Raw genomic sequence first — 21,482 nt, 5'->3', positions numbered from 1 at the left:
AAAATTTCACCTTTGGTTCTTATTCTTTTTCCCGGGTTTCAAGTTCCGTTATAATAGATGGCATTTCATCATCCAGCCGATAGAACAACATCAGTATAAAAGCTAAAATAACGCATCCCACAGGAATCCAGTTATAACATATACTGATTGCAGTCAGTGCAGTGTCAGGCTGGGTTTCCAGCAAAGCATTGAAACCGCCGGCAGATAAAACCCATCCCATTACAGCCTGTCCAAGACCAAGTCCCAGCTTCTGTGCCGTGCTAATACCTGCATTACCCATACCAACGGCACGGATCCCTGTTTTCCACTGTCCATAATCAATTGTATCAGAAATCATTCCAAATGCCATGCCGCCGGCAGCCCCCAGTCCAAGACCCTTGACTGCATTGAAAAAGATTAACAGCGGTATATTCGTACCGCTCAGCCCGGTTCCAGCAAATCCAACCATAAGAAACAGCAATCCAAACTGATATATCTTGTGTTTGCCGAATTTCTTCATAAAAAATGGGGTAATGAACATGATTCCAAATTGTGCAACAGAAATCGCATTATTAATCGCTGTATAATAACCTGCATCCCCCAATACATATTGAGCATAATAAATCGCAGCAACTACATACATGACAATTACAAAGAAAATCAGGAACATACAAATAGTAAGAATAACCCAATATTTATTTTTAAAAAGGGATTTTACCGCACCTGCCGGATTAGATGCATCTGTGGTTCCTTTCCCTTTTTTCCCGGTTTCATGAATCCGCTCTTTGGTTCCCATAACAGTAATAACGCTGGCTGCAGCCACAATTATTCCCACAACAATGAATGCCATTGTCCACCCCTTCTGGGAATACATATCGCCTCCGCCAAATGCAGTAAGAAGCTTAATAAAAAAGGTATTCATGGCAATATTGGCAAGTGTTGAAAAGATCTGATTGATATTTCCTAAAAGTCCACGCTCATAACGGTTTCTGGTCATAAGATAATTCATGGAATTATATGGAACTGCCATTGCGGTGTAAAATACAGCATTAACAATATTATACATGATAAAAACATAAACACATTTCACTAAACCCGTCATGGAAGCCGGAATAGAAAATAACAGGATTGTGGACAATACCAGCGGAAGGCACATTCGCAGCAGCCAGACCCTGGCCTTGCCCATTTTTGATTGTGTACGGTCAACAATATTACCCATAACTAAATCGCTGATGCCGTCAAATATTTTGGAGACCGCTACAATTGTACCGGCTACTCCGGCATCCATAAAAGAAACATTCGTAAAATATACCATTAAAAAAGATCCGAGAATACCATTAATCAATCCCATACCAAACATGCCTGAGCCATAACCAAGCCGTTCTGCCCAGCCTAGCGCTGCCTCTGGATCATCGTGCTTTGTTGCAAAATTTAACATATCTTCTCTCCTTTACTTTCATACTAAATCTGTGCTAATTACGCGCGTTTTTAACATTCTTGTTTGATGTCATAATAATATCAGGTAAGAAGAAATTGTTATATCGTTTTTTTGTCCTTTTTGTCTTTATTTTGCTGTAATCTGAGTTGTGTTTAGCTTAAATCCGACGAATGAATCTCTGCAGAAGAAGGTACAAAAACAGCAGGAGATATAATTTTACATCTCCTGCTGCATCTCCTGATCAGACTGCTCTCTCATGCATATGGAAGAACTTTTGTCAGTTTTAATATGGAATATGGATGGAACGGTGAATTAAAATTTTACAACCTTTTTAATTCCTTTGTCTTTCAATAACTTTTTATACGTTCTTAACTTAGAAGACGGTACCTTTATTACCGCATTGCTTCTACTCTGATCGAATGCCTTTTTACCTACCTCATGCAGTCTGGCAGAATAAATCTTAACATTTTTCAGTTTCTTTTCCGTTCCATAGAATGCATAGTTTCCTATTTTCGCTACGTCTCTTCCTATCTTTACACTGCTCAGCATTTTACAGTTCTGGAATGCACGCGGGCCTATCGAAGCAACATTGCTGCCTATACTTACACTAGAAAGTTTTTTAAAGTTCCTGAAAGAACTGCTTCTGATATAAACAACTTTAAATGTATAATCTTTATATTTGACAGTTGACGGAATGCTTACTTTTTTAACTGACTTTGATACCGCTCCTATAACACTAACTGTTCTTTCTTTTTCCGTAGATTTCTGTACTTTGTATTTCAGTCCCTTATAGCTAAAAGCAGTGCCGGATTTCGGAAGGGATACCGGATTCGCGGCAGGTGCCGCTTTTTCCAGCTGCGCTATTCCTGTCTTGAGGCTTTGTGCCGCTGCCTGTATCGCTGCTGCGGAGACATTGTTATCCCCATATATTTTTTGTGCATTGGCTAATGCATCCTGATACTTTTTCCAGGAAACTGCTGTATAAGCATCTGCTTTTAACAGTTTTGAGCAGGAAATGATGCTTTCCAGAATTGCCTTTTCCATAAGTATCTCATTCTGATCAAAAGATTGTTCCGGGTCAACAGTCCCTCTCTTCTCAAGAGCCATGATCGCTTCCTTCAATTCACTCTGTACCCTTTCCAGCTCCTGTGCGGATGGCATGATACGCTCTAATAATTTCTCTGCATTTTTCAGGACTTCTGCCATCCTGGCATAGCTTTTTTCCGTATAATCTGCCTGGGATAAAGTTTTTGCAAATGTAACGGTTCCTTCCAGTTCACTCTTCGCTTCCACATCTACATGCTCCATGCATATGCTTCTGACGCGTTCCCCGGTCAGACTGACATTGTAAAAATTCAGTTCATCAATCATTCCCTTAAACTGCCTTACAGGCTCACCTCCGGCAGCATTGCGGTAACCGCCCAGCCACATGGTATACTCATTTCCTGACTGATCGATACCTGCACTTTCTTCCGATGCTTCCTGTTTCCCATTTACATACAGTACAAAAGTGTCTCCTTCCCTGACAAGGGTTATATGATTCCATTCTCCTTCCTTAATAAGACCCGGATCCGTTTTAAGTTCTGCCTTTACTTCCTGTTCATTTCCTCCCTTACCATTATTGATTTCAAAGAATACGCTTCCTTCCCTGATACCAAGATTCCACATCCATGCCGGGAATGTATCTCGCTGTTGTCCCAGCAATGTCTGTTCTTTCTGTATATCCTCCGGGTTCATCCAGAAAGAAATCCCGAACTCTGTAAAATGATCTACTACTCTACCAAGATTTACATAATTCTGCGCTCCGTCAAAGGAAAGTGCCGATCCCTGAATACCATTTACCCGGATTGAATTTCCATAGATGGTTCCATTTTTACCATTAATGCGATCCAGAATTTCATCTCCGTCTGTCTCATTAAAATCAAATGCTCTCAGATTTCCGAATACAATTGACCGGGCACTGCCTTCAGCAATTACATTTCCGGATAGATCTTTTATGCCGCCGGCTTCCACTTCAATTTCTGTAAATGCCTTCATTTCTTTTTTCAGAGTCAGCGTTACTTGCTTGCCGTCTGCATCCAGTGCGGCGGATAAAACTTCATTTCCAGAAACACGGTAGCTGCCCGTATTTTCCGCCGTTTCTCTGTCTAATTTCTCGTTAAAACGAAGTTGGATTACATTTTTGTCCACTGCTTTTGCTTCTGTTAATTCAGGCGCCTCTTTGTCCTCTTCTGTACTGATGGCCACTTTTGCGCCAGTTCCGGACACCGTATTATGCACGGGTATGATTTCATATTCGTAGCTGCTATTCGCTTCCATTGTCTTATCGGTAAATGCATTGGTAAATGCCTTTCCAAGATAATTGCCATTGCGGTAAACAGCATATTCTTTTACATTTCTGCCATCTGCGGAAACAGGATCCCAGCTCAGAGTGATCTGGCTGCTCTCCATAGATGCTTCTGCATTTTGGGGAACCGGTATTGCCGCGGAAGTTCCCGGCGCATCCTCGGGATCATATACTGTAAACCATGCATAGGTTCCCGGTTCCATAGTTAATTCAATTTCAATGTTTCCATTGCTGTCAATGGTATATTCCTGCGGATTCATATCACCAAAACATAATACTGCTTTTTTATCCGTAGGAACTCCCTCCGGTGTATTAATTTCCGGTATCGGCGGATCATACCAATCCCCCAGACCGGGGTATACCCTCATGTCATCACGGTAATGGGACCCTTCCACAGGTGCCGGTGCCGCTTTTAAATCCGTAAGGCCGGTATAATAAAGCGGTACTTTCACTTTCTGCGTAACTTTTTCTCCGGTCTGGTTGAAAAATGCGCCCAGCCCTTTTTGCTTTGTATCCACAGATGCATGAATAAATCCATCAATATCTAATGTTTTATCACTTGTACGGCTGTTTGATCCTTCCGGGATATCATATACCGGTGGTTTTATATGAATCACATCACCATTCAAAATATCATTGTATTTATTATAGAATTCACCCCAAGTCTTCATAACATTTTCCGAGGGTGCCCCTTGATACAGCCCATTTGCACCGCGGTAAGAGCCGCCTACGCCAAACATCATATTCAGTGCAATAATGTAATCATAATCGTTGATTCTTTCATCATATGGCCAGAAAACGGAATCGTCTCCTCCGGTATAGGCTGAAAATGGAACCAGCGTCCATCCCATGGACGGCATTTTACCAAAAGTGCCATAATAAGCGATCTCTCGTCCATAGATCAGCTGGTGGGCTCTTGGAATTGCAAAAGCCGCCTCTTCATATCCCATTACACCCATACTTGCACCATTCATATAATGCCAGTCCGGGGAATTGATATATACATTCATTTCTCTTAAATCTTTGTAGAAATCCCTGACTGCTGTCTCCCACTGTTTCGCAATGGAATCCTGTTCCCCATCATGTCCGATGTGTTCCGGTTTTTTATTGTTACAAACCCAGCTTGGGTAGGTACCATCGATTTCAATACAATCCATGCCTGTTTCTTTATAAAATTTCAATGCGTTTTGGAGACTTGTCTCTGCTGCAGCAGAGGTCATACAGCGCATATTCCCCCAGCATCCGTTATAGCTTTCGTGGGCGCCCTGATCCCCGCGGGATACTACCATGGTATAGGAGCCGATCAAAATATCTTTTTCATGAGCGTAATCGCAGATGCGTTTATACTTCTCAATATTCCCTGCCGAAACATCCTCTACATTGACTCCGGAACCAAAGGAAAGAAGTACCATGTTGAATCCCGACGCTTTTGCCTGATCAATACCTTCTTTAATTTTTTTCTCGTCCGAACTGATCAAATGATAAATTGTAGGATTATCCGTTGTCTGTGGAAAAAGCACCCGGTACATTTTCTTTACCGCAAGCTGCTGCCATTCATAATAGCTGCTGCTTTGAAATAGTTCATATGTACGAAAACCTGTGAAAGTCTCACCCGGCTGCAAGGTATATGCGGGACCAAATTCTTCTATTTTCTGACCCAGATCCGGTTCATACGAATACTGGCTGATAAGCTGTCCAAATGTCCCATTGTCTTTCCACTGCACAGACTGGTGTCTTCCATTATTCCTGTCGTGATTTGGATTTCCGCCATTATAACTGGTTTCCATATACAGTGCATCCTTTTTTGGTATCTGTATGGGCAGTATTTCAGACCTCAGATGCTGAACAACTATTTTCTCTCCGCCCTCGTTCACAACTTTTACATACTTGGATATTACGGGTATTTCATCGTAAATTTCATACCGCACCTGAAGTTTCACACCTCTGTATTTTTCTTCAACCGAATCTTTTGCCCCATAGTTAACTATCAAAGCCTTTCCCTTTGCGGGCCAGGGTGTATCCTTCATAGTCGGATCCGCCATACGCGGGTCATATTCCCAGTGGAAAATCTCTTCCGTATTCTCTTCGGTTGTATAGTTCAGGTATTCAAAATCCGAATCTTCTCCGCCTATCCGGTATCGTACTTCTCCATCGTCCCCATCTGTATAGTGGTCATTAAGCACAATTTCCATATCTGCCCCAAGGCTGCCATTCTCCAGTAAATCCAGTCCTGTGTACAGATTGTTATAACCGGTTGTCATGAAATTTTTGGATACATCAAATGTCCTCTCCACAATCCCATTGCTCAAAGTAACCATATCATCCTTTTGTACAATCGTAGAAGGAATCTTAACTTCACCGTTGAGCCAATCACCCAGAGTGCTTTCGGCGCTGTTTCCTTCCAGTTCTATGCCAACGCTAAAGGTAAAGATCTTTAATTCTCTGTTGGTTATTCCCTGAAGATTCTCCAATGCCCCGGCAGGAATGGTAAGAGAATACACATGTCCCGAAGCCAGTGGCTCCGCCGCTGTTATTTCCAGGGTTTCTGCACCTTCAACTTTTTCATCACAATCCAGCACTTCACAAGCAGCCGGAACCTCTGTACCAGTTGTTTCATCTTTGAAAATAATGGCTTCCGTACTCAGTTGAACCGCCATATTATAAGTAACAGCTATCTTTCCCTGTTTACTAATGGTACTGCCATCGGATGGTGATACCCCTTTGATCTCCGGCGGCAGATTCTGAAGGATTCCTTCGGTTGATTTTTGAATCTGCTGTTCTGTCAATGCAACATTGAAAATCCTTACATCATCCATTCTGCCTTTAAAAGCATGACCGTTAAAAATAGCAGATCCGTCCGCATTCCATCCTGAACCGATCAGCAGGTCATTGGGATTTAATGCCTGGTCTATCTGCATCGCTACCGCTTCCGATGCTATCAGCTCTCCATTCAGATACATTTTATAAGTATTTTTATCACAGGTAACAGCCAGATGGCTCCAGTTATCAAATGCCAGACGATAGTCTTCACCCGCTGCTATCCAGGTTCCTCCTGCAGTTCCTTTGTTCTCAAATTCAATATTTCCGTTGTTTCTGACGCAAAAATAAAAGGCATTCTGTGGAACCGTGGTGCGGTCCCGCCCAAAAATTTTATTCAGGCTGTTTCCGCCGCTGGGATCAATATTTACCCATGCTTCAAATGTATACTCATCGTGGATATCCGGATTACCGATATTGATATAGGTATTATTTCCGTTAAACTCCAGAGACTTTCCATAAATACCAAAATCATCCACCCTATAGTTACCATTTACTGCGTATTCTTTCTGATCAGTTTCGTTGATCACGACCTTTTTCCCTGCATTCTCCCCGGTTCCGTCCACGACCTCATCCATTGTGAACTGGAATAAGGATTCGGGCAGTTCTATCTCTTCATCCGGGTTCCCTTCCGCTGCCAGATCTTTCATCTTGGCATCATTTACAGCCGTATCAATGTAGTTTGAAATTCCGTCGAATTCAAGTGCTTCTCCATGGCTGCCAACGGGGTCCGTCAGGGATTCGTTATTCCCGGCTTCAGGTTCTGCTGTTTCTTTCTGTACCGTGTTTTCCGTGATTAACTCAGCTGCGCTTACCGGTACGGCCCCCATTACCATACTTGCTGATACAGCCAGTGCAAGACTCTTTTTCATCCATTTTTGTATCATTTTTTTCCCTCCTGCATTATAATTTTACTAATATGCTTTTCTCCTTTATCTGACTAACATTATTTCTTTATTTCCACACTACCTGGCAAGCCTTTCCCCCTGAATAATTTCTTATAAGAAGAAACCTTATTTTTAGGCACGCGTATAACTGTCTTCCTATTAATTTTCTTAAATGCGCTGGTACCTACGGAATTTAATTTTTTAGTCTTGATCTGGATATCTATTAAATTTTTATCTCCATAGAAAGCATATTTGCCTATTTTCGTAACCCGCTCGCCAATTGTAACTTTTTTAAGCTTTGTATTATTCTGGAATGCATAATTTCCTATAGAATTTACATATTTGCCAATAGTTACCTTGGACAGCTTTTTGTAGTTTTTAAATGCTTTTGCAGAGATTTCCGTTACACGGAATGTATAGCCATTCACCTTGACAGAGGAAGGGATACTCACTTTTGTCATGGTATTCTTCGTACCTGACACTACCGCAACTGTACCGTCTTTTGCTGCAGATTTTGTCACCTTGTATCTCAGGCTTCCAATCTTATGTACAGAGCCTGCCTTTGGAAGTTTCACAGCCGGCGTTGCGGGAGGCGTAACTGGCTTTAGCTGTAAACCATTTGCTGCCAGTCTTAGTTTTTGAGACATTGCCATCATCTCTGCCTTATCTGCGGATGGTTTTGCTGCAAGTGCTGAACCTTGTGCAATCGTATCATTGAAAGCTTTCCAGCTTGCATCCGTATAATTGCCCTGGCCTTTGCCCAGAACCGTATTCAGTACAGACAGGATGGACTGAAATTCTATTTTGGCTTCCACAAAGGAAGTATCTGCTTTCACCGTTAAGTTCCGGAATGCATTCTTCGCCCGGTTTACTGCTCCAATGACTTCCGATGAGACTGCATCCTGCTTATCCGACATCTGAACAGCATTGTTCACTGCATTGATATATGCTTTCCAGCTGCTGTCCGTATAGATGCCCTGGCCTTTTTCCATCATGGCTTTTCCCACTAATATCTCTTTTTCAAGAGCTATCTTCGCCGTTTCCAGATCAACAGACTCCTGAGTAATCAATCCCCGGACTGCCTTTTCGATTGCTGCAGCCATTGCATCTACATCTGCCTGCCGGTCAATCGTCAGATCCCTGACAACAGCGTTAACCGCGTCTGTTACTGGAGCTGCACTTTCCCGGGTATAAATGGTGAGATCCTGCGGAACCTGACTCAGTGCCGCATCCACATTCGTGTAATCAGCCGGTTCTTCTCCTGCATACTCAATGGTATAAACTGCGTTTTCGGTACTTTCAAATTCAATTGTCTTTTCCCCCGTATTTACTGTAGAACCTTTTTTATAATCAATTTCCTGTCCTGACTGGTCGGTTACTCTTACAACAGAATTTTCCCAGGGATTCACCAATTTGACCGGTTCCCCTTTTTCACTGGTGATTTCAATGTAATCCACCTGTCCGCCTGTCATGCTGGAAGACAGTAAGAATGCTCCTCTTTCCCGCAGTCTGGTAAAGCTTGCATCCGCTCCAGTCCAATTCGGGAATACCTTAATAATATCATTGTCACTCTGTAATAACATGGTGTTAATAAATTCAATTGCTCCCGCTTTTTCGATTCCGTGGTAGCCATCCTGTATCACGAAGTTCTCACACATGGAACTGTCAAGAAGCTGCTTGAATTTCGATATAATGTATTGAGGATCCACACCGCATCTTACCGCATGCAGATATACTTTCGGTGTTTCGTTGATTTGAGACCATATATTTTTGTTTGCAAGCTCTTTTAATTCAATACTGTTTCTTGCCGCTTCCCGTAGTTCCGGATCGGTATCATATCCCAGCTGCTGTCCCGGAGCTATAAACTCAAGCCCGACATTTGCCTCATGAGCCCTGAATTTGGCTCCTACCTCACTTAACGGAACATACGGTTTGTCATAAGTAAAATTCGCATCACTCTGAGGCACAAAATCCTGGATCGGGTAATCCGCAAAGTTTTCATACATGTCCTTCCAGACCGCCAGTTTCTCTGCCGGAGGGAATATATTTCCATCCTCTGTTCCATCGATCAGGCATTCTAAGATATTCTTTACCGTACCGATTGCAGTTCCGGAATTCATGTCAAAGGTGTTCTCATGTGCTCCTGTCCAGATATTATAACGGTATTTACCATCTCCAAGATCTTCTTTTTCACACCATTTTTCATAAAAATTAGCATTTGCTAGCAGATACGGATAAATTTCCTTTAAATAATCACCATCTTTCGTATAATTGTAATATTGTGTCAGACCCATTGCTGCAAATCCCGCATTGTATACCTGCATCAGATATCCGCCTGCTTCGCCGCCCCATGCATAAGATCCCCATGGTCCCAGTGCAACCGGGTACAGAATACCGTCATCAATTCCATCCACCAGTTCAGGTCTTCCGTCAAATTTACCATTATTAAAGGCCGTTCCATTTTCGCCCGGCTGATTTCCTCCATAGATATAATTATAGTATACATTAGCGATGTCTGTCTTTGCTCTCTGGCTGCCGTTTTCCATGAAATCTAAAAGCGGGTCCTTCAGCGATTTGGAAAATTCCCCGCGGTTGCTGGAATGCATACCATAAAACGGTGCAATAAAGTTATAATTCATATGGAAATCCCCGTTCCACATAGCACCGTCCGTTGTGGTCCAGATACCATAGAGACCGGGCGGAAGACTGTCTTCCCTGCTGGTACACGCCATATAGTATAAAGAACCATAATAATATCTGTGCAGTTGTTCATCTCCGATGTTAATATAAGATTTCAGCCAGTAATCTTTCCACCACTGATCATTGCTTTCTTTTAAGGATACCAGATCCTGGGCATTCTGATACTGTGCCAGAATATCGGATGCCTCATTTTGCGGCTCCATACCCTGTAAATTACCTGTGAAATCATAATTTTGGCCGCCGCCTCCCACAGATGTTACAATCTGCACGGTCTGTCCCGGTTCAATGGTAAACTTAAGTACTGCTTCGGAATCTTTATTTTTCTCAGCTGCTGCTTTAGTGCCCAGAACTTTTGATTTTAATACAACTTCAGAAGTCCAGGATTTTTCATTCTGATTTTCAACCAGATTAACCGTTTTCTTCGACGCCCAAACCATGTCGCCGTCAACCCCGGAATCAAGTGGGAAATCCTCAAGATCTGCTCTGGTCCAGACTGCACTTTCCAGATTAAGCGGTTCTTCTCCGGTGGATGTTATTTCTGTTACCATTACATTATCCGTAGCAGAGATCCAGGATGAACAGGTAATAGGTATCCCTGATATTTCCATATTTGTATCCAGTCTGCCATCTGTGATATCCAGTGTTTCTTTAAAATCATACACAATATCGCCAGTGATCAGATTTTTGTTGGCCTCATCATAAAACCGCATTTCTGCAATCCGGGCGGTACTGTCTCTTCCAGGATTAGCCTTTGAAATAAAGACTTTTACGTACTGCGCCTCTATTGCCTCATCTAGAATAAACTCCGTTGCATTTTCCAAATTTTCCGTTACGGTCTGAACTGTTTCATAATTTTCACCATCCTTACTCACCCGGACTTCAAAATCAGAGGTATTCATTTCCGTCTGGGCATTATTATAGGATCCCTGATGGTAAAGAACATATTTTTTTAGCCTGTTCACTTCCCCAAAATCGACCTGGAACCAATGGCTTTTTTTATCATCCGCATGTTCGTTGCCATTACATGCCCAGGTGTCCTTGTCCTGTTCCATTTTATCATCTATGATTCCTTCCAGATCATAGATATACGCAGGGTTTGCATCACTGATATATCCACAACCGGTTACCTTTGCTGCTGCTTTGGTACTTTCCAGCAGTTCCATTTCCAGAATTCTGGCTGTGTTATCTCTGTCTGCGTTGGGTTTTGCAATATCTACTTTGATATATTGTATTTCTTTTGCCTGTTCAAACTGAAAGCTCGTTTTTTGCTGGTCATTGTCCGTAACGGTTTGTACAGTTTCATAATTAATTCCGTCTGAACTAACGGATACTTCAAAGTCTGATGTATACATTAATGGATTCATATGGTGATAAATTTCATATCCACGGATGGATTTTACCTGATTTAAATTAATCTCAAACCAATGTGCGTCCGGCTCATGATCGGTTCCCTTACATGCCCAGCTGTCTTTATCCTTATCCATCTTACCGTCAATAATGCCATCCAGATCATAAACATATTCCGGATTCGCATCATCGATAAACCCGCATCCTGTTACGGTAGGTTTTATCTCCGGTTCCTCTTCCTCCTGCATCTCCCGTATGGTCAGGCCCCCGACGGACAGGGGGGATACCCTGCCTGCATCTGCAGAGCCTATGTTATCCGTGTTCATATTTCCACAGTTCCAAAAATCTTGTTTTGATATTAAATAGGACTTTTCTTTTGAATTACCGGAAGAGTTAACACCGACATCTCCATTTCCCATCAATGCAGTCTCTATCATTCTCTGCGCCACAGCACCTTTATAGGTGGCATCATTCCACACAGGAGTATAATTCTTCAATGTCTCACGCAGCGTTTCCCATTGAGCGTCGTTGCCAACGGAACTTCCTTCATTTGCAGCTGCACTGACCGGCATCATATTCATAAACACCGATGTAATCAGCAAAGCAGATAATCCTCTTGCCATAAACCTTCTTTTCATTCTCTTATTTCCTCCTTTTGTAAAATTCTGCAAATTCATGCATCTGGCCCCATAGCCAATAATCATCCTTTGACAGCTCCTGCCGTAGTTCCGCTGACAATATATTTCTGTCCAAATATATAGAGAATCATAATCGGTGCAACAGATAACAGAATATCTGCAAAAATCATATTCCATTCATTAAAATGCTGTCCGAAGAAATTATATATTGAATTAATCATTCCCAGCTTTTTTGTATCGTTTAAAAGATACAGCGGGGTAATAAAATCATTCCATGCCCCTAAAAAGTTAAGCACAAGCCCGGTGATGGTAACCGGCTTCAAAAGGGGCAGAATCACCTTAAAAAACAGACTGAGAGGTCCGGCTCCATCAATAACTGCCGCCTCATCCAGCTCTCTTGGTATCCCTCCAATAAAACTGTCAAAGAGAAAGATCAGAAACGGAATGCCTAATGCTGCATTCACCAGGATAATTCCCATATATGTATTCTGAATATGCAGTGCCTTCAATACAAATATAGTGGCGACATAGTTTACCGGTGCAATCAGTCCCAGAAAAAAATAATTGTATAGGCCCTTATTCATTTTATTTCTGTCTCTGCTAATAGAAAAAGCAGCCATTGCCGAAACAATCAGGCAGATCACTACGGATACTCCTGATATAAGCATACTGTTTCCAAATGCTCTCACCAGGCTTCCTGCTTCAATTACGTCTATATAATTCCTCCATTGGATTACCTGGGGGAATGCAAAGTTCAATTCTCCGGCTTCACTTGAGGTTTTCAGGGAATTTATTACAATGAAATATAACGGCAGAAGGACGGTAAGGCTGCCTATGGCGGCAGTTATAAGTCTTAATATTTTTCCAGTCAACTGTTTTTTCTTCATTTTATTCCTCCTCCCCAACTAAAGCTTTTTTCATAACCATTGAAATAATGAAGGTTACCAGAAATACAATGACAGAAAGTGCATTAGCCATACCATAACGCCCACTGCCAAATTCCTTGAACACCTGTGTATTGATTACTTCTGAATAGGTTCCAGGACCGCCGCCTGTCAATGAATAAATAATGTCAAATACTTTCAGCCCGTGAATTGTATTCAGTACCATAACCATCGTCAGCGAGGATCTTAAGAACGGCAGCGTTACATAGAAAAACTGTTTCCATTTACCCGCTCCGTCAATTCCGGCAGCCTCATAATACTCTTTCGGAATCATTTGGAGACCTGCAAGCAAGATCATCATATTCCATCCTGCCATTCTCCAAATCTCAACAACCATGGTACTTCCCAGAGCTGTATGCGGATTGGCAAGCCATCCTTTTACCAAGCTCTCAAGCCCCAGAAGACGAAGAATGTTATTCAGCGGTCCATCCATTCCCAGAATTGAAGTAAATGCAATACCGATAATCAAAGGCGCCAGTGTATACGGGAGAAAATACAGGCCTCTGAATAAATTTTTGCTTCTCAGTCCTGTATTCAGGAGAAGCGCCAGACCAAGCCCAAGCAGAGTTTTACCTATAACCGTTACTACGGTAAACGAAAGCGTATGCTCCACACTCTTCAGATATGGGCCGCCGTGGGACAGGAAAATATCTTTATAATTCTGTAGCCCTACAAAAGAAATTTTAGACCAGGACGTATTCCAGTCTGTTAACGAAATGCCGATTCCGGCCACCACAGGTATCATAAACATAACTGTATACAATACAATTGCCGGAACTGAAAATAATGGACTGTATATCTTTTTTTTGTTCATAATATTTTACCTTTTCTCTATTTCATCTTAATATTTAAGAGGTAATGATTTTGCTTATCCATTACCTCTTTTCCATAACCTTTCTCTATTTTTCAAATAACGGTTCTCTCATGGCATCAATGCCTTCCAGCACTTCCATAGCTGTTCCGCCAAGATACATATTTTGAACCTGAATACCAATCTCTGTGCTGTTCCAGTTGGTTACACCGGTTTCAAAGTTCTGTCCCACTCCTGTTCCATTTGAAACTACGGTCTTATAACCATTGGATACATTCCCTTCAATATCCGTAAATGAACACTGTCCCAGATCCTGTCTGGCTGCATAATAAGTTTCCAGATTATCCTTTCTTGTCAGGAAATTAAAATAATCTTTCGCTGCATCGATCACCTTAGAATCTTTGTTGATACTGCGCCCTACACCACCTGAAGACTGGGCAAATACCGTATTGTCATTTAACGGAACCTGGAACATTTCCCATTTGTCTGCATTAGTAGACGGATCTTTTGCCATAATCTCATTCTGGAAAGTAGTATATACCAGTATCATGGCATATTCTCCCGTAATCATTTTATCCACACTGCTCTCCCAGGTGTTGGACATGAATTCTTCTCCAAAATAACCAGCTTCTTCAATTTGCTTCATCTGTTCCAGACCTTTTAAAAGTCCTTCCTGTTCTGCAAACTTTGCAGTGTCCTGATTGAGGGATTCCCGAAGTCCCGGCTTGCTTGCTTCCGCCTGAGCCGAAAGAGTATCCAGCCATGTTGCCTGGTGCCACTGAGCCGCTCCCGGTTCATAGATCGGTGTAATACCTAAATTCTTAATTGCCTCACAGGCTTCCATAAAACTGTCAAAGGTCTTAGGTACTTCTTTGATACCCGCTTTTTCAAAAATATCCGGGTTATAAAGCATCGCCCATCCGTCAGCACTCCAGGTAAGGCACTGCACTATTTTTCCGTCATAAGTGGTTCCTTCTTTTGCCCAGTCGCGATAGCGTGATACCCATTCTTCTCCGGACAGATCCAATGCATGTTCTGACGGCTGATATTCCTGTATTCCGGCTCCTGACTGGGTGAGATAAATATCCGGTCCTTCACCCACAGCAAATTTAGAATTCAGTACATTGGTATACTGGTCATCAGGGCTTGCCTGCCACTGGATTGTATTGCCGGACTCATCCTCATATTTTGCAGCAAGTTCCTTATCAATATCTTTGATCCAGTTGGATGATGCAGCTACCGTAATCGTAACCCCTTCTTTCGCTTCATCGCTCTTTGCTGTTTCCGCAGATCCCGCTTCCGTATCACTCGCCGTGGTATCTCCCGTTGTTTCCTGAACCGCTTCCGTTCCTTTCGATTCAGTAACTGCCGTTTTGCTTTCCCCGCTTCCGCCGCATCCTGCAAGTGCTGCTGCTGATATCGTTGCTGCCAGTGTAACTCCCAAAACCTTTCTCAATTTCATGCTATTCATTTTGCTTCCTCCTTTTTGTTTAACATGTTTATACTATAGCACCCGGAATTGTATTTGTATTTACACATTTTCTACTTCACATTGTGGACTTTTCCTACTTCTTCCTTTTCTGCCTGTTTTTAGCAAATAATCACTTGTAATTCCTTAAAATAACGGATATGATTAAGAAAATAAGAACTTTTTGGGGGGAAGATATGAAAAAGTCTATTCAATCCAATCTTTTTTTGAGCTATTCAAAACTAATTGTTATCCTTATTCTTATTTTAGTGACTTTCTTCTATGCTTACATATCTAATTCACTAAAGGAGAATGCTTCTAACGCGCTGGTGGACAAATGCGACAACCTGACTACCCAGATTGATACCCAGTTAGAAAGGCTCAATAACTATTCCAAACGTATTGCTGTATCCAAACCGATCAAATCACTGTTAAAGCAAGACATGTATAGTTTTACACGTGAAAGTGCCCAGAAAAAGTTAGACTTTTCAGATATGGTATTTAGTGCTTTGGACTATAGAATCGATAATATATCCATTAATATTTTTGATTTTGACGGTCACTATATCAATATGTCAAAATCCAGTACGTTTAAAACGATCCCCCCCGAAAAAGTAAAAAACCTGACCTGGATCTCCGATGTTATGGATGCAAAAGGCAATAAAATCCTGCTTGAGCCTCACCCGGATGACTGGGGTTTTGAGAATGAACCGGTTATTTCACTTTGCCGCTCCTTCAGTGAAAAAAATACCCTTCCCCATAATACGATACTGGAATTACAGCAGCCCTTCTCTGTGATTCAAAAGATCATTGATAAGACGCTGTCCAATAAAACAGAATCTTATAACCTTTACATATTGGACGAGAACGGCCATATTGTTTATGCATATGAAAACACCGGTCATAATAACCATAACGGGAGTATCAGCGAATATTGGAAATCGATTACAGTCTGTGAATCTGCCAACGGTCTTCTCCAGGGAAATACTGCCGAAGCAGGCAATACTTACTGTGCTTACCGGACTTCAGCCCAGTTTGGCTGGACGTTCCTTGTGGAAACCTCCAGGGATGTACTGTTAAAACCCATTAACCAGTTCCGCAATATTATCTTTTTAACACTTGTTGCAATCCTTCTGACTACGCTTCTGATATCCTATCAGATATCCAGAAGTCTGGTAATACCGCTGCGAAAGCTGCAGGAAATCACAACCCGGCTGGATCTGAAGACGATATCTAAAGACACCGTTCCGGATTACAGCAGCCAGTATGATGAACTAAACCAGCTGTACCATTCCTTCCAGTCCATGAACAAGAAGCTGGAGGATTCCCTGGATGAAGTAGTATCCCTGCGTTCCCATGAGATTCAGGCAAAAATGCTTGCCCTTCAGTCCCAGATGAATCCCCATTTTCTCTATAACACACTGTCAACCATCAGTATACTGGCGGAAGAAGACTGTACGAAAGAAATTATCGATGTATGTGACGATCTTTCCTCCATTCTCCGCTATATTTCTTCCAGCAGTATGCAAAAAGTAATCTTAATCCAGGAAATTGACCAGAGCATTGCCTACATGAACCTGATGAAAATAAAATTTGAGGATCGGCTTATCTTCCACATAGATATTGATGATTCCATGTACCACATAAGAATTCCAAAACTAATCATCCAGCCCCTTCTTGAAAACTGTATCAAGTACGCAATCCATGTAATCCCCCCCTGGGTGATACATATTGAAGGAACAACAAAAGAAAATACCTGGTATATCAAAGTAACCGATAACGGATCCGGTTTTAATCCTGAAAAATTAGAGGCACTTGAAAACACGCTTGCGTCCATTATTCCTGAAAAATCCCTGCCGGAACTGGAAATTGATGGTATGGGGCTGATTAACCTCTATATACGGCTTAAGCTGGCTTACCGTGAAAATGCTGTTTTCAAAATAAAAAATCTGCCTGGCGGCGGAACGGAAGTTACTATTGGTGGAATTATAAGCGAGGATAAAAATTATGGAGATAAATAGACCTGTACGCATCATTGTTGCGGAAGACGAATCTTTGATTTTAAAAAATATCATTAAAAAAATTGAAAATATTTCCCCAGATTTTCAGGTGGTTGGAAGTGCCTACAACGGATTGGATGCCCTTCACCTTCTGGAATCAACTAAAGCACAGATATTATTTACGGATATAAAAATGCCAATGATGGATGGGCTGGAATTAATCCGGCGCATACGGGAAAAAAATACATCCCTTCAAATTGCCATCATCAGCGGTTATGATGACTTTGAATATGCCAGGAGTGCAATCCGGTACGACGTTGCAGATTATCTGTTAAAGCCGGTGAAAGAAGCGAATCTGGAAAGTATTCTGCGAAAAATGCAGGACACAATAAAGCAAAAGGAGAAATCAATTGAGCGCAGCATCCTCTCTTCCGCCCTTGCGGGGCAAGCCTCGGATGCGCTTATGCCTTCTTCCTTTTCCGGCAGACACTTTATGCTGTTCCTGATCTGTTTTGGTAATTTAAAAAACCATATTCCCGGGCTGACGGTTCAAGCAGACGATGACTCTTTATTTTCGGAGGATACTATGCTGAAAGCGCTCAATACTTGTTTTTCTAAACAGGAAAGCTGGTGGCTGATTGACGAACGGGAAATGAACCAGAAATTCTTAATAGTTGCTGCCAGTCAGAATAATGAAAAAGAAATCTTGCAAAATGCCAAAACTTTGCTGGGGATTCTGGAAAAAATATATGCACCTGTATCAATCGCTGTCTGTGAACACTATATTGCATATCAGGATATTGAAACTTCATCAAGGATGCTGCGAAACCGTTTGTACCATGGCTTGATTATCGGTTTCTCCCAAGTCATTACTCCGGAATCCACCGTCGGTCATACCAAGCTTGATATTTCCGATATAAATAAATTATCCGCATCTGCGAAGTCTGAGAATTTTGTATCTTTTTCACAATTTCTGGAGGCTTTGTTCAGTCAGTGGCAAAATTTAAAATGTCCCCAGTATATGATTGAAAGTCAGCTGCTGCAAATTCTCCGTTTAACGGAAAATGACTTCGAGACAACAAATGAAGAAAATAATATGCACGAAAAAAGGTTATACGACTGCATCCAAAATGCAGCCGCCATTAATTCATTATTTTCTGAGGTCTTAAACATATTCCAGGAGATCTTCCGTACACAATCAAGAAAATGCTCGGATGCATCTTCTATCATAAATGAACTAGAGCTATTTATGAAGAAAAATTATGCATCCCCTATTAACATAGAGGACATGGCAAGGAAGTTTAATTTCAACGCCTCTTATCTGACCCGGATTTTCAAAAAGCATACCGGAGAATCCCCCGTGAAATACCTCCTGCGGCTGCGTATAGACGAAGCAAAGAAACTGCTTCTGGAACATTCCGATTTATCCGTGAAGCAAATAAGTACTTTGGTCGGTTATGAGGACCAGCACTATTTCAGCCGGTTTTTTAAGGAATTAACCGGTGTATCTCCTTCCGATTACCGAAATAAGAATCTTTGAATAAAATAATTGCTGCCGTCTATATTAACACTGGCCGCATACCCATGACTCATAAGCTGCCACACTGTCCTTCAGACGTTTCAGGCCATCTTTCACTTGCTGCCTTGGACATGCCAGATTCATACGCAGGAACCCCTTTCCGTTCCGGTATTCATTTCCGTCCGAGAGATATAAACCACTGTGGCGGCGAATAAAGCGGCAAAGTTCCGATGAGTCACCAATGACGGACCGGCAGTCAATCCAAAGCAAATACGTTGCCCTGCCGGAAACCGCTGATACTCCTCTGATTTCTTTTTCCATGTACGCTTCTGCATACCTCCTGTTCTCCCACAGATACTCTCTTAAGGCATCCAGCCAGTTTCCGCCGCAGCCAAATGCCGCAGCCGGTGCCATGGCAGCAAATACATTTGGCTCTGCCACTTCATCGGTATTCAGACCTCTGACCACTTTATTCCTCAGATTATCATCCGGTACAATCACAGCAGCCGTCTGAATCCCTGCCAGATTAAATGCCTTGGTAGGGGATACACATGTTATACTGTTGTTTTGGCAGTTTTCCGATACTGAGGCAAACGGTGTATAATCAGAACCAGGCTCAGTAATATCACAGTGTATCTCATCCGATAAAACAGTCACATGGTATTTGACACATAAATCCCCAATCCTCTTAAGCGTTTCTCTGTCCCAGATTTTGCCCACCGGATTATGTGGATTACAAAGGATCAGTAGGGTCGTCTGGGCATCTGCCAGTTTCTCTTGCAAATCTGTAAAATCAATCTGATATTCATTGCCATCGTATTTCAATGGGTTTTCCAATACATTTCTGCCATTATTACTTATAGAGTTAAAAAATATGTTATATACCGGAGTCATTACTACAACATTTTCCCCTACGGTAGTTATCTTACGGACTATGCTGGAGACAGCGGGCACTACACCAGTGCAAAAAACCAGCCACTCTTTCCTGATTTCAAACTGATGCCGTTTTTTCCACCAGGTCTGGTAAGCCCCATACCATTCATCTGTCACCAATGTATATCCAAATACTCCATGTCTGGCTCTATCCACCATGCTTTCTGTTATTTCCGGTGCTGTCTGAAAATCCATATCAGCCACCCACATGGGAAGTTCATTTTCATTCACATCCCATTTCATGGCCCCCGTATTCCTGCGCTCTATTATTTGATCAAACTGAAAATTCATGCCTTTTCCTCCTATTTTCTTTTAATTTCAAGCTCAGTGCCCGCTTAGTATTCAACTGTCTCCCATCGCATTCTAAGCTTCCCTTTTTCAGCGAAACCCAAATTTAAGATATAATTGTTTGATGTAGTACTACTGCACCAAAAAGGATTAAAATGATACCGAATATCCGGTTTATAGCTGCGAGATGATCCTTCTTTGCTTTTTTCTTTAGTAAGGTAACCACTCCGGAAAGTGTTCCCCACCAGATATAGGTCCCGATAAATACGCCGCACACCAATCCGATCCCGGATGTAATTCCCGTCTCTCCATCTATACCAAACCAGGAAAACGCAAACAGAAAGGTAAGAATGGCTGCCGGGTTTGTTATTCCCACTGCAAAGGACGAAACGAACATCCGGATACCTCTGACAGGATTCTGTACATTTTGAGGCCTGGCATTTTTTATCGTCAGCATACTGATACCCATGCCCAGAATCAGGCAGCCTCCCCCCAGATGAATGATACTTTGATGCCGAAGTAAAAAATCGGAGATAAAGGTAAATCCACAGGCACCGATACAAGCATACAGACAGTCCGCAGCAGAGGATCCTAATCCCGTTATCAGACCTGCTTTCATGCCATAATTCATGGTTCTTTGTGCTGTCATTGCCCCAACTGCTCCGGCCGGCATGCCAAAGATAAGCCCGATTAGAATCCCCTTTATAATAAAAATACCCATTTGTTCCTTCCTCTCCTCTCCCGCCTGTTCGTCTGGCGGAAATCCTCATCTTTTCTTTTACTCACCGTTTACTGCTTCAATCTTTAGTTCTCCTGATAAAGTTTCAATCTGTTCCGTACCAGACACAGCTTCGCCAAGTGCATACAGGCCGCTTGCGCCTCCACACTCACCGTAGTAAAGAACCACATCCCCCCACGGTTCATAGTAAGCCAGTGTTCCTGCAGGTCCCTTGGCCAGGGGAGTGTCCCTTGTATCCAATTCATTGGGGGGATAAAATATTTTTTCATCATTGCTGTAATCTTCTGCCGGGACAGAAAGAGGGAGCTGGTCATACAATGCATGTGCTGCGGAGCTGTTATTCAACTGAAAAACAATATTCTGCCCGTCTTCTCCTTCTACCCGGATTTGTAATTCCTTTATGGGGGGTTCCTTTGTATCAGAAGCTGTTTCTTCTGATGGCGGGGGCGGGGCCTCCGTTACAGGAATGGTTTGTTCTGTCTGGTCTGCATTTATACTTTCCGTATGCAGCCTGGAACTGCTGCTGCAGGCTGAAAGGATAAACAGCAATACGACACAAAGGAAAAGGGGGGTTAATTTTTTCATGTGCTATACCTCCTGTTGTGGCTGTTGTTCTCATATATATCC

General features: G+C 42.2%; 11 protein-coding genes. 2 read left to right on the top strand and 9 right to left on the bottom strand.

Annotated features, from left to right (window positions below):
- Window positions 1–19 precede the first annotated feature (19 nt).
- The 6 genes from RHS_RS04220 to RHS_RS04195 all read right to left on the bottom strand — a co-directional run bounded on the left by RHS_RS04220 (window position 20) and on the right by RHS_RS04195 (window position 15,379).
- Entirely contained in the window at window positions 20–1,417 is a 1,398-nt protein-coding gene (locus tag RHS_RS04220) for an MFS transporter (RefSeq protein WP_047832404.1), read from the bottom strand.
- A 312-nt stretch (window positions 1,418–1,729) separates the two neighbouring features.
- Window positions 1,730–7,468, bottom strand: a complete 5,739-nt coding sequence (locus tag RHS_RS04215) for a LamG-like jellyroll fold domain-containing protein (RefSeq protein WP_047832403.1) — start codon at window positions 7,466–7,468, stop codon at window positions 1,730–1,732.
- A gap of 59 nt (window positions 7,469–7,527) precedes the next feature.
- Window positions 7,528–12,153 carry a discoidin domain-containing protein gene (locus tag RHS_RS04210; protein WP_395021238.1) on the bottom strand — a complete coding sequence of 1,542 codons (4,626 nt, stop codon included), beginning with the start codon at window positions 12,151–12,153 and terminating at the stop codon, window positions 7,528–7,530.
- A 62-nt stretch (window positions 12,154–12,215) separates the two neighbouring features.
- The gene (locus RHS_RS04205; RefSeq protein ID WP_044294292.1) at window positions 12,216–13,040 is read right to left on the bottom strand and encodes a carbohydrate ABC transporter permease; all 825 of its coding nucleotides are present in this window, start codon (window positions 13,038–13,040) and stop codon (window positions 12,216–12,218) included.
- 1 nt (window position 13,041) lies between these two features.
- Window positions 13,042–13,911: a carbohydrate ABC transporter permease gene (locus tag RHS_RS04200; RefSeq protein ID WP_044294291.1), complete on the bottom strand. Its 870-nt coding sequence runs from the start codon at window positions 13,909–13,911 to the stop codon at window positions 13,042–13,044.
- Window positions 13,912–13,996: 85 nt separating this feature from the next.
- Entirely contained in the window at window positions 13,997–15,379 is a 1,383-nt protein-coding gene (locus RHS_RS04195; RefSeq protein WP_047832401.1) for an extracellular solute-binding protein, read from the bottom strand.
- Between the two features lie 194 nt (window positions 15,380–15,573).
- On the opposite strand from RHS_RS04195, the gene RHS_RS04190 reads away from it, so the two are divergent.
- Both RHS_RS04190 and RHS_RS04185 read left to right on the top strand, forming a co-directional pair.
- Window positions 15,574–17,397 (top strand): histidine kinase, encoded by a 1,824-nt coding sequence (locus RHS_RS04190; RefSeq protein WP_047832400.1) that lies wholly within the window; start codon window positions 15,574–15,576, stop codon window positions 17,395–17,397.
- Complete coding sequence (locus RHS_RS04185; RefSeq protein ID WP_047832399.1) at window positions 17,384–18,916, top strand: helix-turn-helix domain-containing protein; 1,533 nt, start codon at window positions 17,384–17,386, stop codon at window positions 18,914–18,916. The genes RHS_RS04190 and RHS_RS04185 overlap by 14 nt, the downstream gene beginning before the upstream one ends.
- A gap of 24 nt (window positions 18,917–18,940) precedes the next feature.
- On the opposite strand, the gene RHS_RS04180 is transcribed toward RHS_RS04185, so the two are convergent.
- The 3 genes from RHS_RS04180 to RHS_RS04170 all read right to left on the bottom strand — a co-directional run bounded on the left by RHS_RS04180 (window position 18,941) and on the right by RHS_RS04170 (window position 21,440).
- Window positions 18,941–20,119 (bottom strand): MalY/PatB family protein, encoded by a 1,179-nt coding sequence (locus RHS_RS04180; RefSeq protein WP_047832398.1) that lies wholly within the window; start codon window positions 20,117–20,119, stop codon window positions 18,941–18,943.
- Between the two features lie 103 nt (window positions 20,120–20,222).
- Entirely contained in the window at window positions 20,223–20,837 is a 615-nt protein-coding gene (locus RHS_RS04175) for a LysE family translocator (RefSeq protein WP_027292170.1), read from the bottom strand.
- Between the two features lie 57 nt (window positions 20,838–20,894).
- Window positions 20,895–21,440 (bottom strand): cyclophilin-like fold protein, encoded by a 546-nt coding sequence (locus RHS_RS04170; RefSeq protein ID WP_047832397.1) that lies wholly within the window; start codon window positions 21,438–21,440, stop codon window positions 20,895–20,897.
- Between the last annotated feature and the right edge of the window lie 42 nt (window positions 21,441–21,482).

It is taken from the genome of Robinsoniella sp. RHS, assembly GCF_001029355.1.
GTDB lineage: Bacteria > Bacillota > Clostridia > Lachnospirales > Lachnospiraceae > Robinsoniella > Robinsoniella peoriensis.
Note: the sequence above shows the minus strand (reverse complement) of the source record. Positions and strands in the feature narration are given on the sequence as shown.

Coding starts and splice junctions, on each gene's coding strand:
- RHS_RS04220 (WP_047832404.1), bottom strand. CDS start 1,417: ATGTTAAATTTTGCAACAAAGCACGATGATCCAGAGGCAGCGCTAGGC.
- RHS_RS04215 (WP_047832403.1), bottom strand. CDS start 7,468: ATGATACAAAAATGGATGAAAAAGAGTCTTGCACTGGCTGTATCAGCA.
- RHS_RS04210 (WP_395021238.1), bottom strand. CDS start 12,153: ATGAAAAGAAGGTTTATGGCAAGAGGATTATCTGCTTTGCTGATTACA.
- RHS_RS04205 (WP_044294292.1), bottom strand. CDS start 13,040: ATGAAGAAAAAACAGTTGACTGGAAAAATATTAAGACTTATAACTGCC.
- RHS_RS04200 (WP_044294291.1), bottom strand. CDS start 13,911: ATGAACAAAAAAAAGATATACAGTCCATTATTTTCAGTTCCGGCAATT.
- RHS_RS04195 (WP_047832401.1), bottom strand. CDS start 15,379: ATGAATAGCATGAAATTGAGAAAGGTTTTGGGAGTTACACTGGCAGCA.
- RHS_RS04190 (WP_047832400.1), top strand. CDS start 15,574: ATGAAAAAGTCTATTCAATCCAATCTTTTTTTGAGCTATTCAAAACTA.
- RHS_RS04185 (WP_047832399.1), top strand. CDS start 17,384: ATGGAGATAAATAGACCTGTACGCATCATTGTTGCGGAAGACGAATCT.
- RHS_RS04180 (WP_047832398.1), bottom strand. CDS start 20,119: ATGAATTTTCAGTTTGATCAAATAATAGAGCGCAGGAATACGGGGGCC.
- RHS_RS04175 (WP_027292170.1), bottom strand. CDS start 20,837: ATGGGTATTTTTATTATAAAGGGGATTCTAATCGGGCTTATCTTTGGC.
- RHS_RS04170 (WP_047832397.1), bottom strand. CDS start 21,440: ATGAAAAAATTAACCCCCCTTTTCCTTTGTGTCGTATTGCTGTTTATC.